The 15934-nt window shown below is 68.1% G+C and carries 15 protein-coding genes and 1 pseudogene; 12 read left to right on the top strand and 4 right to left on the bottom strand.

Annotated features, from left to right (window positions below; translation table 11 throughout):
• Window positions 1-12 precede the first annotated feature (12 nt).
• Complete coding sequence (locus tag IEV67_RS03330; RefSeq protein WP_373284416.1) at window positions 13-1404, top strand: ATP-dependent DNA helicase; 1392 nt, start codon at window positions 13-15, stop codon at window positions 1402-1404.
• Here the strand turns inward: IEV67_RS03330 and IEV67_RS03325 are convergent.
• Both IEV67_RS03325 and IEV67_RS03320 read right to left on the bottom strand, forming a co-directional pair.
• A complete protein-coding gene (locus IEV67_RS03325) occupies window positions 1401-2048 on the bottom strand; it encodes a biliverdin-producing heme oxygenase (RefSeq protein WP_188435148.1) in 648 nt (215 codons plus the stop codon). The two genes, IEV67_RS03330 and IEV67_RS03325, sit on opposite strands and share 4 nt — an antisense overlap.
• Before the next feature lie 45 nt (window positions 2049-2093).
• A complete protein-coding gene (locus IEV67_RS03320; RefSeq protein WP_188435147.1) occupies window positions 2094-2408 on the bottom strand; it encodes a DUF2470 domain-containing protein in 315 nt (104 codons plus the stop codon).
• Window positions 2409-2507: 99 nt separating this feature from the next.
• On the opposite strand from IEV67_RS03320, the gene IEV67_RS03315 reads away from it, so the two are divergent.
• The 6 genes and pseudogenes from IEV67_RS03315 to IEV67_RS19115 all read left to right on the top strand — a co-directional run bounded on the left by IEV67_RS03315 (window position 2508) and on the right by IEV67_RS19115 (window position 8658).
• Window positions 2508-3791, top strand: a complete 1284-nt coding sequence (locus tag IEV67_RS03315; protein ID WP_188435146.1) for a serine hydrolase domain-containing protein — start codon at window positions 2508-2510, stop codon at window positions 3789-3791.
• Between the two features lie 30 nt (window positions 3792-3821).
• Entirely contained in the window at window positions 3822-4676 is an 855-nt protein-coding gene (locus IEV67_RS03310) for a TspO-related membrane protein (RefSeq protein WP_188435145.1), read from the top strand.
• A complete protein-coding gene (locus tag IEV67_RS03305) occupies window positions 4673-7186 on the top strand; it encodes a glycoside hydrolase family 2 protein (protein ID WP_229702681.1) in 2514 nt (837 codons plus the stop codon). The genes IEV67_RS03310 and IEV67_RS03305 overlap by 4 nt, the downstream gene beginning before the upstream one ends.
• Before the next feature lie 60 nt (window positions 7187-7246).
• Window positions 7247-7816: a Dps family protein gene (locus tag IEV67_RS03300; RefSeq protein ID WP_188435721.1), complete on the top strand. Its 570-nt coding sequence runs from the start codon at window positions 7247-7249 to the stop codon at window positions 7814-7816.
• 12 nt (window positions 7817-7828) lie between these two features.
• Window positions 7829-8155: pseudogene (locus IEV67_RS19205) on the top strand (DUF72 domain-containing protein); the annotation flags it as partial.
• Window positions 8156-8160: 5 nt separating this feature from the next.
• Window positions 8161-8658, top strand: coding sequence for a DUF72 domain-containing protein (locus IEV67_RS19115; RefSeq protein WP_306440969.1), 498 nt, complete (start codon window positions 8161-8163; stop codon window positions 8656-8658).
• Window positions 8659-8662: 4 nt separating this feature from the next.
• Here IEV67_RS19115 and IEV67_RS03290 read toward each other — a convergent pair whose 3' ends face one another.
• Entirely contained in the window at window positions 8663-9841 is a 1179-nt protein-coding gene (locus IEV67_RS03290; RefSeq protein ID WP_188435144.1) for a 4-hydroxybenzoate 3-monooxygenase, read from the bottom strand.
• A gap of 185 nt (window positions 9842-10026) precedes the next feature.
• Entirely contained in the window at window positions 10027-10776 is a 750-nt protein-coding gene (locus tag IEV67_RS03285; RefSeq protein ID WP_188435143.1) for an IclR family transcriptional regulator, read from the bottom strand.
• 72 nt (window positions 10777-10848) lie between these two features.
• Here IEV67_RS03285 and IEV67_RS03280 point away from each other — a divergent pair, with 72 nt between their 5' ends.
• The 5 genes from IEV67_RS03280 (at window position 10849) to IEV67_RS03260 (ending at window position 15926) form a co-directional block, all read left to right on the top strand.
• Window positions 10849-11499 carry a nucleotidyltransferase domain-containing protein gene (locus IEV67_RS03280; protein ID WP_188435142.1) on the top strand — a complete coding sequence of 217 codons (651 nt, stop codon included), beginning with the start codon at window positions 10849-10851 and terminating at the stop codon, window positions 11497-11499.
• A 100-nt stretch (window positions 11500-11599) separates the two neighbouring features.
• Complete coding sequence (locus IEV67_RS03275) at window positions 11600-13516, top strand: FAD-dependent monooxygenase (protein WP_188435141.1); 1917 nt, start codon at window positions 11600-11602, stop codon at window positions 13514-13516.
• The gene (locus tag IEV67_RS03270) at window positions 13513-13722 is read left to right on the top strand and encodes a hypothetical protein (RefSeq protein WP_188435140.1); all 210 of its coding nucleotides are present in this window, start codon (window positions 13513-13515) and stop codon (window positions 13720-13722) included. The genes IEV67_RS03275 and IEV67_RS03270 overlap by 4 nt, the downstream gene beginning before the upstream one ends.
• 22 nt (window positions 13723-13744) lie before the next feature.
• Entirely contained in the window at window positions 13745-14197 is a 453-nt protein-coding gene (locus IEV67_RS03265) for a MarR family winged helix-turn-helix transcriptional regulator (protein WP_188435139.1), read from the top strand.
• A gap of 178 nt (window positions 14198-14375) precedes the next feature.
• Complete coding sequence (locus IEV67_RS03260; RefSeq protein ID WP_188435138.1) at window positions 14376-15926, top strand: FAD-binding oxidoreductase; 1551 nt, start codon at window positions 14376-14378, stop codon at window positions 15924-15926.
• Window positions 15927-15934: the final 8 nt, after the last annotated feature.

The following is a 15934-nucleotide window of genomic DNA, read 5'->3' as shown; positions in this document are numbered from 1 at the left end:
CAGGCACGTACCATGAGAGTCGTGTCTCTTCCCGCCCTCTCATCCGAGCAGCAGGAGCTGTATCGGCTCATCGAGGACACCAGGGAGCACGTCTTCATCACCGGCCGCGCCGGAACCGGCAAGTCGACGCTGCTGCAGTACTTCGCCTGGAACACCGAGAAGCAGATCGCGATCTGCGCGCCGACCGGGGTTGCGGCGCTGAATGTCGAGGGGCAGACGATCCATTCGCTGTTCCGTCTTCCGATCGGTCTCATCGCCGAGAGCGAGATCGAGCAGAACGACGCCACCCGCCGCATCCTCAACGCCATCGACACACTGGTGATCGACGAGATCTCGATGGTCAACGCCGACCTCATGGACGGCATGGACCGCGCGCTGCGGCAGGCCAGGGGCCGGCGGGCGGAGCCGTTCGGAGGCGTGCAGGTGGTCATGTTCGGCGACCCGTACCAGCTGGCACCCGTGCCGCCGCGCGGCGATGAGCTGCGCTACGTGCAGGATCACTACCGTTCGTTCTGGTTCTTCGACGCGAAGGTGTGGGCCGGTGCGACGATGGGCGAATCCGACGGACTCATCGACCTCGGCAGGCACGGTGCCGAGCTGCACGTGCGCGAGCTGGTGCAGATCCACCGGCAGTCGGATGACGGTTTCAAGGCGATGCTGAACGCCGTGCGCTACGGGCGGGTGACGGCGGAGATCGCCGGTGTCCTGAACGAGCAGGGTGCGCGCACACCTCCCGAGCCCGAACCCGGCGAGGTGCCGATGATCACGCTCGCGACCCGCAACGACATCGTCAACAACATCAACCGTCGCCATCTCGCGGCGCTCGCCGGCAAGGAGCAGACAGCGCGGGCCGAGATCAACGGCGACTTCGGGCGCGGAGATTCCTCTTATCCTGCGGATGCCGAACTCAAGCTCAAGATCGGGGCGCAGGTCATGTTCCTGCGCAATGACGTCTCCATGAGCGGCGAGCCGCCGCGCTGGGTGAACGGCACGATCGGCACCGTGAAACGCATCCTCGGTGGATCGGTGCGCGTGGAGATCGACGGCGAGGACGTCGACGTCGAGCCGGCCGTGTGGGAGAGGTTCCGCTACTCCTACGATCAGAACTCCAAGACGCTCAGCCGCGACGTGATCGCGGAGTTCCTGCAGTTCCCGCTGCGCCTGGCGTGGGCGGTCACGATCCACAAGTCCCAGGGCAAGACGTACGACCGCGCGATCATCGATCTCGGCGGAGGAGCGTTCGCGCCAGGGCAGACCTACGTGGCACTCTCGCGCCTGACCTCACTCGACGGCCTGTACCTCTCCAGGCCGCTGCGTCCGAGCGACATCAGGGTCGATGAGGATGTGCGCCGCTTCATGCGGGAAGCGTGGGAGCGGGCGTCGACACCCGAGGTCAACGCCTAAGCTGCCGCGCGAGCCTTGTCGAGGTCGTGGAACAGCTCGGTGTTGAACTTGTACGCCAGCAGCACCTCATCGATCACGCGCTCGCGCTCCGCGTCGTCCCAGGGCGCGGCATCCAACTGTTCGCGGTAGACGTCCTTGAAGGCGTTGGGATCGGCGATGTCGTCGAACAGGTAGAAGCCGACGCCGTTCGTCTCGAAGCCGAACCGGCGCTGCATGACGCGTCCGATGAAGATGCCGCCGGAGAGGTCGCCGAGGTAGCGCGTGTAGTGATGTGCGACGAACCCGCCGACCCAGGTCGCACCGACCTCATCGATGCGGTCGACGTAGCGCTGCGTCGTCGGCAGTGGGGTGATGCTCTCACGCCAGTCCGGGCCGATGAGGAACTCGAGATCCGCTCCGAGGGCGGGAAGGCGAGTCAGCTTGTCGCTGATGAACACGGCGGCGACCGGGTCCTTGCGCATGCGCTCGCCGACGGCCTCCAGTGCCTCGTAGATGAAGTAGTGCTGCGCGACGAGGGCGACGTAGTCCTCGCGTGAGCCTTCGCCCTTGAGCAGGTCGGACATGAACCCGGCGTGCTCGCTGCGCGAGTGCGAACCCGAGGAACGCTCACGCAGAGCGGCGGAGAAGGAGACGATATCGGCCATACCGCCAGTGTAAGGGCAACCTAACCTTTGTAAAAGCGCAGATCCTCAGGAGTGCGGACGTGGCTCGATGCCGAGCTTCTCGCACGCGGCGTCGTACAGGGCCACGACCTCGCGACGCACGGCCGGCCGCTCGGAGATCTCACCGCTCGGCCACGGAACACGGAGCTCTTCCGGGATGCCGGCGCGCGTGATCTGCCAGACGCCGCCGTACCCGTCGAGGTCGGTCATCACGGCCTTGGTGATCTCGACATCGGATGCCGAGGCGAAGGCACGCGCGATGAGCATGTTGTCGTCGGCGTGGTCGACGTTCATGTGGTGGAGGATGGCGGCGACGACGTCGGATTCGAAGATGTGAGGCACGTCATCACTGTACGTCTCCTCGGAGCGGCGGCGGCGGATGATGTGTTTCAGGATGTGCGCTTTAGACTCGGGAACATAAATCTTCCGGGAGCCACCTTCATGCACCTTCTCTCGTCGCGCCGCTGGCGTGCCGCCGCCGCAGGCGCCGTTGCGCTCGCGCTCGTCCTGACCGGCTGCTCGTCAGAGGATTCCTTCTCCTACACGCCGCCCGAACAGGTCGATGCCGCGCTGCCGGATGACACCGCAGCCCAGCTTCAGGCCGCCGTGGAGAACGCGATGGTCGAGACGGGCGCGACCGGAGCGGTCGTCGGAGTGTGGGTGCCGTGGAGCGGCACCTGGGTCACTGGCCTCGGCACGCAGTCGGTCGAGGATCAGACCGCCGTCGCGACGGACATGACCTTCCGTGTCGCCGATGTCACGCGCATGATGACCTGCGATGTGCTGTACGGGCTCGCCGATGATGACGTCGTCGCATTGGATGCGTCCGTTCCCGAGTACGTCTCCGGCGTCGCGCAGCTCGAAGACGTCACGCTGCTCGACCTCTGCAACGGCACCAGCGGTGTGGGCTCGTCCGAGGCCGCGGTGACGGGCATGCTGCTCAACACCCCGGCGCGGGAGTGGCCGCCGCTGGAGCTGGCGTCCTTCGGCCTCGGCCAGGATCAGCTCGAGCCGCACACGACATACCGCGATTCGGATGCCGGCTACCTGCTGCTCGGTCTCGCTCTGGAGCGCGCGTCGGGCAAGAGCGCGTCCCGGCTCATCGCCGAGTACGTCACAGAGCCGCTGGAACTCGCGAACACGTCGCTCCCCGGCTCCAAGGCCGCGGCACCGGGCGGCAACGCGCTCAGCGGCAATCACCTTTCGGCCATCGAAGGCGGATACGACTGCACCGCACCCGTCGACATCACGGTGCTCTCCGCCAGCACCGGATTCACCGACTCCGGTGTGGTCTCGACCATCGATGACCTCGGCCGGTATGTGCAGGCGACGGCGCGCCAGGGCCTGCGCGAGGAGGGCGCGAAGCCCGATCGCTACTCGACTCCGCTTCCCACCAGCGAAGGCGCCCCGTCGTGGTACCAGGCCACGGGTGGCGCGTACCTCGTCGGGCCCCTGATCGGGCAGCACGGGCACACTCCCGGGTACGCGACCGCGGCATACTCCGACCCTGAGACCGGATTCACCGTCGCCGTCGTGCTGAACAACTCCACGGCCGGAAGCTCACCCGCCGCCTATCTCGCCTGGGAGCTCGCGGCCATCGCGTCCAAGGCGCCGGCAGCGGATGGTCAGACGGCTCCCGAATTCGGGCTGCCGTTCACCGCCGAGCAGTATCACCAGGCGATCACCGACCTCGCCATCTGCGCCACGCCGCCGCCCGCCGAGTAGTCGTCGCGGTGTCGCGTCTAATGTGGGGGCATGCCCCAGACGGAGAAGTCTGACCGCGTCCGCCGCATCGTCGTCGCACTGACGGTCGCGGGAGCGGTCGTCGCCGCAGTCTTCGGCTCAGGTCTGCTGGGCGGAACGCCCATGCCGGATGCCGCGGGCGGTGCGTTCGCCGCAGACGCCACCGTGCTCGCACCAGCCGGGGTCGCGTTCGCGATCTGGTCGGTGATCTACCTCGGCCTGGTGGCGTACGCGCTCTGGCAGCTGGTCCCATCCCAGGCGGCGAAGCCGCTTCATCGAGCGGTCGGCTACGGCGTCGCAGCATCCGCCCTTCTGAACGCCGTGTGGCTCATGTGCGTGCAGGCGTGGCGCATCGCGGAGTCGTTCGTGATCATCGTGATCCTGCTCGGCGTGCTGCTGGTCACCTTCGTCCGGGTCTGCCGCAGGCCCAGGCGCGGCACGATCGCGGAGATCGTGCTCGTCGACGGGACGATCGGTCTTTACCTGGGGTGGGTGACGGTCGCGGCCGCCGCGAACCTGGCCGCCTGGCTCGCCGCCGTCGGGATGGACGCGTGGGCGCAGGCCCCCGGAGTGCCCGGAGTCCTCACTCTGATCTTCGCCGGTCTCATCGCCGTATTCACGGCCTGGCGCGGCGGGCGGTGGGCGCCGGCTGTCGCCACGGCATGGGGTCTCGTGTGGATCGCGGTCGGACGATGGTCCGAAGATCCGGCGGCGCCGGGCGTCGCTGCCACCGCTGTCGTGCTGGCGGCCGCGGTGCTGGTGGTGACGGCGTGGCGTTTCCGCGCACGCGTGACGCGCGCCGCCGAGAAGGTCGGCCGCGACGGGGATGGACTTCAGGGGGCTGAGCGCGGCACAGTTGGTCAGTGACCACCTCCGTGCATTCTCGCCTCGTCCGCACTCCGCTCGCCGCCGCATGGCAGGTGCATGCGGCATCCGGTCCTGCCGAGGTCGGCGCTGATCCGATTCCCGCAACGGTGCCTGGGGTCGTGCACCTCGATCTGCTGCGCGAAGGTCTCATCCCCGACCCCTATCTCGACGACAACGAGTCCGCGCTCGCCTGGATCGGCCTGGTCGACTGGACCTACCGCACCACGATCTCACTGTCGGATGAGGTGCTGCGGGCATCTGCACGGCACGATCTCGTCTTCGACGGTCTCGACACGGTCGCGACGGTCACGCTCAACGGCCAGGTGATCGCCGAGGTCGCGAACCAGCACCGTTCCTACCGTTTCGACGTCACCCGCATCCTGACCGTGGGAGACAACGAGCTCACGGTCGCGTTCCGCAGTCCGGTGAGATACGCGAACGAGCAGAGCGTCGCCCTCGGCGTGCGCCCGCGCCCGTACCCGCTGCCGTACGACGCGATCCGCAAGTCGGCGTGCAGCTTCGGATGGGACTGGGGCATCGCCACGTACACGAGCGGCATCTGGCGCGAGGCGCGCCTGGAATCGTGGTCGGATGCGCGGCTCGCGCAGGTGAGCCTGCACGCGCAGCCCGAGGGCTCCGGTGGCGTGCTCTGGGTGCACGCGGCGCTGGAGCGCGCAGCATCCGCTGCCCTGTCGCTGACGGTACGCATCGGCGACGTGACGGAGGTCATCGAGGTCGCAGCGGATGCCGAGCATGTGCAGGCCGGCGTGCGATTGGACGCCGTCGAGCGCTGGTGGCCGACCGGATACGGCGAACCGGTGCTGTACGACGTCGAGGTCTCGCTGTCCTCGGAAGGCACAGTGCTCGATGAGGCGTCGCGCCGGGTCGGCTTCCGCGACGTGCGCTGGGATACGACGCCGGATGCCGCGGGCACGCCGTTCACGCTGATCGTGAACGACCAGCCGATCTATGTGAAGGGCGTGAACTGGATTCCGGACGACGCGTTCCCGAGCCGCGTCGACCGTGGCCGCTACCGCGGACGGCTGCAGCAGGCGAAGGATGCCAATCTGAACCTCATCCGGGTCTGGGGCGGCGGGATCTACGAGTCGGAGGACTTCTACGACCTCGCCGACGAGCTGGGGCTTCTGGTGTGGCAGGATTTCCTGTTCGCGTGCGCCGCGTATGCCGAGGAGGATCCGCTGCGGTCCGAGGTCGAGGCGGAGGCACGCGAGAACATCAGCCGTCTCGCGCATTGGGCATCGCTCGTGCTGCTCACCGGGAACAACGAGAACACCTGGGGCTACGAGGACTGGGGCTGGAAGAACGTCTTGGATGGCAGGACCTGGGGTGCGCACTACTACTACGAGCTGCTGCCCGCACTGATCGCCGAGCTCGCACCGCACGTGCCCTATGCGCCGGGCAGCCCGTTCAGTCCCGGCGGCGGATGGGACGGGACCGCGCAGACCGGACCGCATCCGAACGACGAGGAGCACGGCTCGATGCACCTGTGGGAGCAGTGGAACCGCCGTGATTGGCCCACGTATCGCGAGCACAGACCGCGCTTCGTCGCGGAGTTCGGATGGCAGGGGCCGCCGACATGGACCACGCTGACCCGGGCGATCAGCGACGATCCGCTCACCCCGGAGTCGCCGGGCATGATCGTGCATCAGAAGGCGGCCGACGGCAACGCGAAGCTCACCGGCGGTCTCGTCTCGCACTACCGCGTGCCGGAGGACATCGAGACGTGGCACTGGGCCATGCAGCTCAATCAGTCGAACGCCGTGACGTGCGCACTCGAGTGGTTCCGCTCGCTCGCCCCTCACAATGTGGGCGCGATCGTGTGGCAGCTCAACGACTGCTGGCCGGTGACGTCGTGGGCGGCGATCGACGGCGACGGGCGGGAGAAGCCGCTGTACTTCGCACTGAAGAACGCGTTCGCGCCTCGGACGGTGTCGGTGCAGCCTGCGGATCCCGCAGAGGGGTCCGTCGGGTTGGTCGGAGTGCTGTCGAACGACACGGCTGATGCCTGGCGGGGCGAGGTCGTCGTCCGTCGCATCGGTTTCGACGGCGCTGTTCTCGCGTCGGATGCCGTGCACGTCGAGGTCGCAGCGCGCGAGACGTTGCGCATCGACGTGCCCGCATCGCTCGCCGTCGCGGGCGATGCCGCACGAGAGCTGGTGACGATCGAGGCGCTGGGCACGCGTGGGCTGTGGTGGTTCGCCGAGCCGCGCGACAGCGCGCTGACTGCGGCGCGACTGTCATCCGAGGTGGAGGCTGTGGATGACCACGGCGGGTACGACGTGACGATCACGGCCGAGGGCCTGGTGCGCGACCTCACACTCCTGGTCGACAAGCTCGATCCTTCGGCCACGGTCGATCGAGGACTCGTGACGCTGCTGCCTGGTGAGCGGGCGCGGTTCCGCATCGGCGGAGCTGCTGCGTGGGTACCGGATGCGGATGCTGTGATCAGCCCTTCGGTCGCTCGCTCCGGCAATCAGTTGGTGAGGTGACGCACCTCTTGTCAAGGCCCTGGGTGTCGCCGACAGGTCGCCGCTACCGTCGGGTCCATGATGGCAACGACGAAAGCATCCGGTAAGCAGGACCCCGCCAGCACGCGCCGCGCGGCACGCGGAGGAACGGGCGAGAAGAGCACGCGTCGACAGAACGCCGAGAAGGGCTTCGTCGCATCGAAGCAGCTCGGCGAGAACCTTCAGGCGGTGCTCGTCGATCTCATCGAACTCGCCATGCAGGGCAAGCAGGCGCACTGGAATGTCGTCGGCCACAACTTCCGCGACACGCACCTCCAGCTGGACGAGATCATCGAGGCGACGCGCGAGTTCAGCGACACCGTCGCCGAACGGATGCGGGCGCTGCATGCGGTGCCGGACGGTCGCAGCGACGTCGTCGCGGCGACCACCACCCTGCCCGAGTATCCGCAGGGTGAGATCGACACGAGTGAGACGGTCGACCTGATCACGGTCCGGCTCGAGGCGGTCGTGCACACGATGCGCGACGTGCACGACGACGTCGACGAGGCGGATCCGACGAGCGCCGACATCCTGCACGCGATCATCGAGAGGCTCGAACAGCTCGCATGGATGGTCAGCGCCGAGAACCGGAAGCCCGCCGCGCGGGGCTGATCGGCGCGCGCCGTGGCATCCGGCGTCGTACGGGTGGGCACATCCGGGTGGCGCTATGCCTCATGGCGCAGCGACTTCTATCCGGTCGGGCTCCCTCAGCGCCGCGAGCTCGAGTACATCGGGGAGCACTTCTCGACGCTCGAGCTCAACGGATCGTTCTATTCGCTGCAGAGGCCGGCGAGCTATCACCGTTGGCGCGATTCGGTTCCCGAGGGATTCGTCTTCGCCGGCAAGGGCTCTCGGTATGTCACCCACATGCTGCGCCTGCGTCACGTCGAGACCGCTCTCGCGAACTTCTTCGCCTCAGGTGTTCTCGCACTGGGACCGGCGCTCGGACCGGTGCTGTGGCAGCTTCCGGAGCGGCAGGAGTTCCAGCCCGAGCTGCTCGAGCGTTCTTCACACTGCTTCCGCGTTCGACCGGCGAGGCGCTCGCCCTGGCGAAACGTCACGATGCGCGCCTCGCGGGGCAGACGTGGCTGGAGATCGACGAGGAACGGCCCATCCGTCACGCACTGGAGCCGAGAGCCGAGAGCTTCCGGGATGCGGACGATCTGCTGCGTGAGCACGGCGTGGCGATGGTCGTCGCCGACACCGCAGGTCGGTTTCCGCGCTTCGACGCGCTGACCTCCGATCACGTGTACGTGCGGCTGCACGGTGCCCAGGAGCTCTACCACAGCGGATATACGGATGCCGAGCTGGATGAGTGGGCAGGACTCATCAGGCGCTGGGCCCACGGCGAGGGCGACGAGCCCCCTCGGGACGTCTACATCTATTTCGACAACGACGCCCGGGGCCATGCACCGCACGATGCGCGTGCGCTCGCGCAACGGACGTCCGGTTGAGCCCTCAGCCGATGGGCCAGCCCGTGTACGCCTCGGCGAGGAAGGTGCGACCGGCCTCGGATTCGACGACCGACCGCAGCTCTCCGGCCTGGCGGAGGTGGTCGAAGTCGCTCGCGTCGGGTGCGGTGTGCAGCATGCTCGTCATCCACCACGAGAAGTGCTGCGCCTTCCAGATGCGACGCGACGCCTGTTCGGCGTAGCCGTCGATCGGGCGTTCGTCGCTCTCGTTGAGCAGCGCTCGCAGGGCGCGAGCGAGCAGCACGACGTCGGCGATCGCGAGGTTCATGCCCTTCGCCCCGGTCGGCGGCACCGTGTGGGCGGCATCGCCGACGAGCGCTGCGCGACCATGGCGCAGTTCGTGCGCCACGAAGCTGCGGAAGCGCAGCACGTCGCGCTGGAAGATCGGGCCTTCCTTGAGCGTCGTGCCCGGAACGCGTGACTGCAGCGTCTCCCAGATCTGCTCCTCGGTCAGCGCATTCGGGTCGGCGTCGGGTGCGCACTGGAAGTACATGCGCTGCACCTCGGGACTGCGTTGGCTGATGAGGGCGAAGCCGTTGCGAGAGTTGCTGTAGATGAGTTCCTCTGCCGAGGGCGGCGCTTCGGTCAGGATGCCGAACCAGGCGAACGGGTACTCGCGGAAGTACCCGCTGCGCGAGTCGCCGGTGATCGCGGGGCGGACGACAGAGCGCGAGCCGTCGGCGCCGACCACGAAGTCGGCCTCGATCGTGAGCTCCTCGCCGTCGGCGGTGGTCGCGAACACGCGAGGGCGTTCGCTCTCGACGTCTTCGACACGGGATGCTGTCACGCCGAAGCGCAGATCCTGGCCGGCGCCGAGGCGCAGCCGCAGCATGTCTTTGAGGACCTCGTGCTGCGGATAGAGCCAGACGCTGCGACCGACGAGCCCGGGGAAGTCGATGCGGTGTCCCTCGCCCTGGAAGCGCAGCTCGATGCCGTCGTGCCGGTCGCCGATCGTGTGCACGCGGGTGTTCGGGTCGATCGCGGTGAGCAGGTCGACGGTGCCCTGCTCGAGGATGCCGGCGCGGATCGTGTGCTCGATCTCGTCGCGGGATCGCTGGTCGATCACGATCGACTCGATGCCGGCGTCGGCGAGCAGGTGCGACAGGATCAGCCCCGCTGGGCCCGCCCCGACGATCGCGACGCGGGTGCGGATGCTGGTGATCATGGTGTCTCCTTCGACAGGGATGCTGCGCACCAGTCTGCGGCGTCGTCACCCGCATATGCGCTTGATTCCCATTGAATGAGAACCAGGCAGGCCGTGGGTCGTGGGTCGTTGAGCGGAGCGGCCGCAGGCCGCGCAGACGAAACGGGTTGAGCGAGCCGCAGGCGAGTCGAAGCCGCCGCCTCACCTCAACGCATCGCCCGCAGGTCCGCTTCGATGCCCTTGGCCGCATCCATCAGAGCCGTGACGGCGGGCTCGGTCGCGGCATCCCGCGGCAGCACGACCGACAGTGCGGCGACGACCTCACCCCGATCGCGCACCGGCACGGCGACGCCGGTGGAGACCGCTTCGATGGACCCTGGCGCGATGACGTATCCGCGCCGCCGGATCGATGCGAGCATCGCGCGCAGCGTCGTGGCATCCGTCACCGTCTCCCTCGCCACCGCACGCAACGGGCCGTCCAGCACCCGCGCGCGGATCGAAGGATCGGCGTGGGCGAGCAGCACCAGGCCGGACGACGACGCGTGCACTGGCAGACGGCCGGCGATGCGGGTGATGTTGGCGCCGGCATCCGGATGCGAGAGCCGTTCGAGGAAGAGCGCCTCCTCTTGCTCGAGCACGGCGAGCTGGGTGTGCTCGCGGATCAGTGATTGCACGTGCTCCATGTGCGGCAGCGCGGCCTGGCGCAGCCGCAGCGCGCTCGAGCCCCGCAGGGCGAGCTCCCACAGGTGCATGCCGAGGCGGATGCGATGGTCCTCATCGCGCTCCAGCAGCCCGGCGGTGACGAGGTCGCCGACGATGCGGTGCGCAGTGGATGCCGGCAGGCCGGTGCGCTCGGCGATCTCCGTGGCGGTCTGCATCGTGCGCTCGGTCGTGAAGGTGTCGAGCACGCGCACGATCCGATCCGTCATCGAGTCGCCGGAGCGGGAGTTCGCCATGCGGCTAGCCTGCCACCTGTCAGTCGCCTTGTGAGCGGATGCCGAATGGTCAGACCCGGGTAACCTCGTCCCATGCCCTCCTCCACCCCCACCTCAGCGACGCCGTGGGCGCCGCTCGAGCCCCAGGCGGTCGCCCGGCTCCTCGCCGCGGCATCCGTGCGCTGGTGGTTGTCGGGTGGGGCCGCGCTCGATCGCTGGCTCGGGCATCCGATCCGTGCGCGCGAGAACATCGACGTGAGCGTCGTCGCCGCAGATCTCGCAGAACTGGTCGCGAGTCTTCCGGAGGGGTTCACCGCGTGGGTGCCGGACGAGGATGAGATCGTGCCGTTCGCGGATGCTCCGCAGGATGCCGATCTGCAGCCGGTGCTCATCCGCGACGATGCCACGGACTGCTGGGTGCTACAGGTCAACGCCGAAGACGGCGCCCCGCGGGCCTGGGTCTACAAGCGCGACCCGCGGCTCACTCTGCCGTGGGACCGCGCGGTGCTCGATATCGAGGGCATCCCCACCGGCGCTCCCGAGGTGCAGCTGGTCTGGAAGGCGCTGCGTCCTCGCGCGGAGGACACCACGGACAAGGACGCCGTTCTCCCGTCGCTCACGGCGGACGCGGTGTCGTTCTACGAGACCGCGCTGCTGCGCATCCACCCGCACTCGACGTGGGCGATCCACGTGCGCAGCCCCTTCGCCCCGGCGAAGGCCAGCTGGAACCGCAAGAAGAACTGACGCCGGACTGAGCAAGGGTCTCGTCCACGTGCTATCGTTGGTACCCCAACGAATTTGGATCGGCAGTGTCGCCACAGCCGGAGTGATCGAAGGAGATCCCATGCAGTTCTACCGCGACGGATATCGCCCCGGTGACCCGGACGTCGTGCCCGCGGCGCCGCAGACGAGGGACCGCGCTGCCGAGCTCCCGAACGAAGTCGACGTGCTCATCGTCGGCACCGGGCCCGCCGGCACCGTGCTCGCCGCGCAGCTCGCGGCGTTCCCCGACATCACGACGCGCGTCATCGAGCGTCGGTCGGGCCCGCTCGAGGTCGGACAGGCCGATGGTGTCGCGTGCCGTACGGTCGAGATGTTCCAGGCGTTCGGTCTCGCCGACGCGCTCGTCCGTGAGGCGTACTGGGTCAACGAGGTGCGGTTCTGGGGCCCTTCCGACGACGACCGATCCAAGATCGCGCGCAGCGGTTGGGTCGATGACACTCCTGCAGGACTCAGCGAGTTCCCGCACGTGATCGTGAACCAGGCGCGCATGCAGCAGTTCCTGCTCGATCACGCGGCGAAGTCCGCGAGCAGGCTCGAAGCAGATTACGGCGTGGAGTTCATCGGCTACGAGATGGACACCTCGTCGGAGCATCCGGTCATCGCGACCCTGCGGCGGACCGAGGGCGAGGAGTTCACCGTCCGCGCCAAGTACGTGATCGGCTGCGACGGCGCGCGCAGCAACGTGCGTCGCGCTCTCGGCATCCGCCTGGAGGGTGATGCGGCCAATCACGCGTGGGGCGTCATGGACGTGCTCGCCACGACCGACTTCCCCGACTGGCGCACCAAGAACGTCGTGCAGTCCGCCGGCAAGGGCAGCCTGCTGATGATCCCGCGTGAGGGCGGCAACATGGTGCGCTGCTACGTAGACCTCGGCGTGGTTGAGGCAGGCGATGCGGAGATCCGTAAGACCACGGCCACCCAGCTCGCGGACGTCGCGAACGCGATTCTGCACCCCTACTCGATCGATGTGCAGCAGGTCGCCTGGTCGAGCGTCTACGAGGTCGGTCAGCGGGTCGCGGATCGCTTCGATGATCTGTCCCCGGAATCCGCGGCGGATGCCACACCGCACCTGTTCCTCGCGGGCGACGCCTGCCACACGCACAGTGCCAAGGCCGGGCAGGGCATGAACGTGTCGATGCAGGACGCGTTCAATCTCGGCTGGAAGCTCGCCGCCGTTCTGCAGGGACGCTCGGATGCTGCGCTGCTGCGCACATACTCGGAGGAGCGTCAGGCAATAGCGGTTGATCTCATCGCGTTCGACAAGCACTGGTCGGCGTTCATCGCGCAGCCGGCGCTCGACCCGGAGCATCCGGAGCGCGGCGGCGTCTCGCCCGCCGACATGCAGGCCGAGTTCGCCCGCCAGGGCCGGTACACCGCCGGGCTCGCGACGACGTACACGCCGTCGACGCTCACGGGATCGCCTGAGCACCAGCAGCTCGCGACCGGCTTCGAGATCGGCACGCGGTTCCACTCCGCGCCGGTCCGCCGCGTGGCCGATGCCCGCCGTATGCAGCTCGGGCACTCCCACAGCGCCGACGGACGCTGGCGCATCTACGCCTTCGGCGACGCTTCGGGTGCAGCACTGCGCGATCTCGCGACGTGGTTGGCAGATGATGCGGACTCGCCCGTGCGCACGTTCACGGCAGCGGACGCCGACATCGACAGCGTGATCGACGTGCACGGGATCTTCCGCGGCTCGCACCACGACGTCGACGTGACGTCGCTGCCCGCGCTGCTCGTGCCGAAGACGGGTCCGCTCGGGCTGCAGGACTGGGAGAAGGTATGGGCAGCTGACCCCGCCGACGACATCTTCGCGCGGCGCGGGATCGCAGAGGAAGGTGCGATCGTCGTGGTCCGGCCGGACCAGTACATCGCGCACGTCCTGCCGCTGTCGGCGCGCGACGAGCTGCGGGACTTCTTCGCCGACTTCCTGTTGCCGGTCGGCGCTGAAGTGGTCGTCGGCTCATCGCAGAAGTGATAGTCAAAACGTCGGCGTTCGAGGTCAAGCTCGGCGGATCCAAGGCGGTGGATGCCGCGGCGCGCAGTCTTCTCGCACTGGAGGCCAAGGTGACCCTGCAACGGGCGTCGGAACTGAGGGCCAAGGTCGTTCTCACGGCAGGCGATACCAGCTATGTGCGTCCGGACGGTGTCATGGTTGTGGCGATCGGACACCTGTTCATCTGAAGAAGGAAGGATGGATGCCGTGATGACGATGGCAGATCTCCCCGAGCCGCAGCGGCACGTCGGCAACCTCATCCGCCGCGCGCAGCAGCTGCACCTGTCGACCTGGGCTCGGGTGGCCTCGCCCGACATCTCGAGTACGCAGTACAGCATCCTCGCCGTGCTCGAACGGCTTGGCGCGGCGAGCCAGCGCGAGCTCGGCGACGAGGTCGATCTCGACAGATCGACGGTCGCGGATCTGGTGCGGCGGATGGAGAAGTCGGGCCTTATCACCCGTCAGCGTGCGGCGGGCGATGCGCGCCGCAACGTCGTGGCGCTCACCGCTCATGGTGCTGCCGAGCGAGAGCGCCTCGCGCCGCTGGTGGTCGAGGTGCAACGCGAGCTCACCGCGCACATGGACTCGGCCGAGTCCGCGGCCCTGTTCCGCGTGCTGTGGCAGATGCTCGAGCGCGGCGACGCCGCCGACGCCTCCGCATAACTCCGGAGTCGTGCCCTCCACCAGGCGATCGGCCGCGTCGATCGTGAACTGTCGCGCCGCGATAATTTTCCAATCCTGCTTCATCACCGCAGATCGAGAAATAGGGCAGCTCGACGATGAAGACTATCGTGTAACGCCACTATGAGGAGTGGCGCGGCTGAAGAACACGGGAGTTTGAATGTCGATCGCCCAAGGCGCAGAAGTCCAGGTCGCGTCGGAGCAGCTACGCGCCCGGCTCGCCGACATCGTCGGAGCTGATCACGTGCTCATCGGCGATGACGCGGCCGAGTTCCTGGATCCGTGGGCCACGAGCCTGACGCCCACGCCCGAGCCCGCCGTCGTGGTGCAGCCCGCGTCCGTCGAAGAGGTGCAGGCGATCGTCCGCATCGCAGCCGAAGCCGGAGTCCCGGTGTGGCCGAGCTCGCAGGGCCGCAACTACGGCTATGGCGGAGCGGCGCCCGTCGTGGGAGGGTCGATCAGCCTGAACCTCCGCCGCATGAACCAGGTGCTCGAGCTCGACGAGCAGGGCGGCTACGCCATCGTTGAACCCGGCGTCTCGTTCACCGAGTTGCACGCGGAGATCAGCAAGCGCGGCGCGAAGCTGTGGATCTCGACCCCCGACCTCGGCTGGGGCAGCGTCGTCGGCAACACCGCCGAACACGGCGTCGGCTACACCGAGTTCGGCGACCACGCCTCCGCCGTCGCCGGCATGGAGGTCGTCCTTCCCGACGGCACCGTGCTGCGCACGGGACTGTGGGCGCTGCCGAACAACGCCCTCGGCGCCCGCGCGAAGCGCGGCTTCGGCCCGTCGATCGACTCGCTGTTCCTGCAGTCGAACTTCGGCATCATCACCAAGCTCGGCATCTGGCTCGCGCCCCAGCCCGAGGCCTTCACGGTCGGTTCTGTGATCCTCGACGACGCTGCCCGCATCCCGGCCCTCATCGACGCGCTCGGCCCGCTCGTGCAGGACGGCACCATCCAGGGGCATCCGCTCATCGTCAGCTCGCCCGAACCGGAGGGCGGCCGTATGGCCCCGTGGGACGACACCAGTGGCGGATCGAAGAAGCAGAAGATGTCGGCCGTCTTCCCTCCCGGCCGCGTGAACGCGCGGGTCGGCTTCTACGGGCGTCCGTCGCTCATCAGCGCGCGCGAGGCGATCGTCCGCGAAGCCGTCGCACACATCCCGGGCGCGATCGTCGACCTGCGCACTTACCCGGGCGATGTGGACCCGCACGAGGTCCACCCGCTGGACCTCGTGCCCGCCGGCATCCCGAACCAGTTCCTGCTCGACATGCTGCGCAAGCACTTCGGGCCGACCGTCGGGCACTTCGACTTCTCGCCGATCATCCCGTTCACGGGTGAGGCTGCGGCGCAGCACGAGGCGATGGTCATGGAGATCCTCGACAAGCACGACCTCGTCGCCGGTTTCGGCTGGATCGCGCAATCGCGCACGCTCATCGGCGCCTGCATGATCATCTTCGACAGCAGCGACCCCGAAGAGGCCGCGCGTGCCAGGGCGGCAGCCGACGAGATGATCGACCGCGCCGCCGAATGGGGCTGGAGCGAGTACCGCGGCCACGTCACCATCCAGGACCGTATCGCATCCCTGTACAGCGCCGGTGACGGAGCGCTGCACCGCTTCTACTCCCGCCTGAAGGATGCCGTCGATCCGGCAGGCATCCTCGCGCCCGGCAGCCACGGCATCTGGCCGTCCGAACGCACCCACTGACCTGATCC

This window comes from Microbacterium murale, assembly GCF_014635185.1.
Classification (GTDB): Bacteria; Actinomycetota; Actinomycetes; order Actinomycetales; family Microbacteriaceae; genus Microbacterium; species Microbacterium murale.
This window is presented reverse-complemented; position numbering and strand designations above follow the sequence as displayed.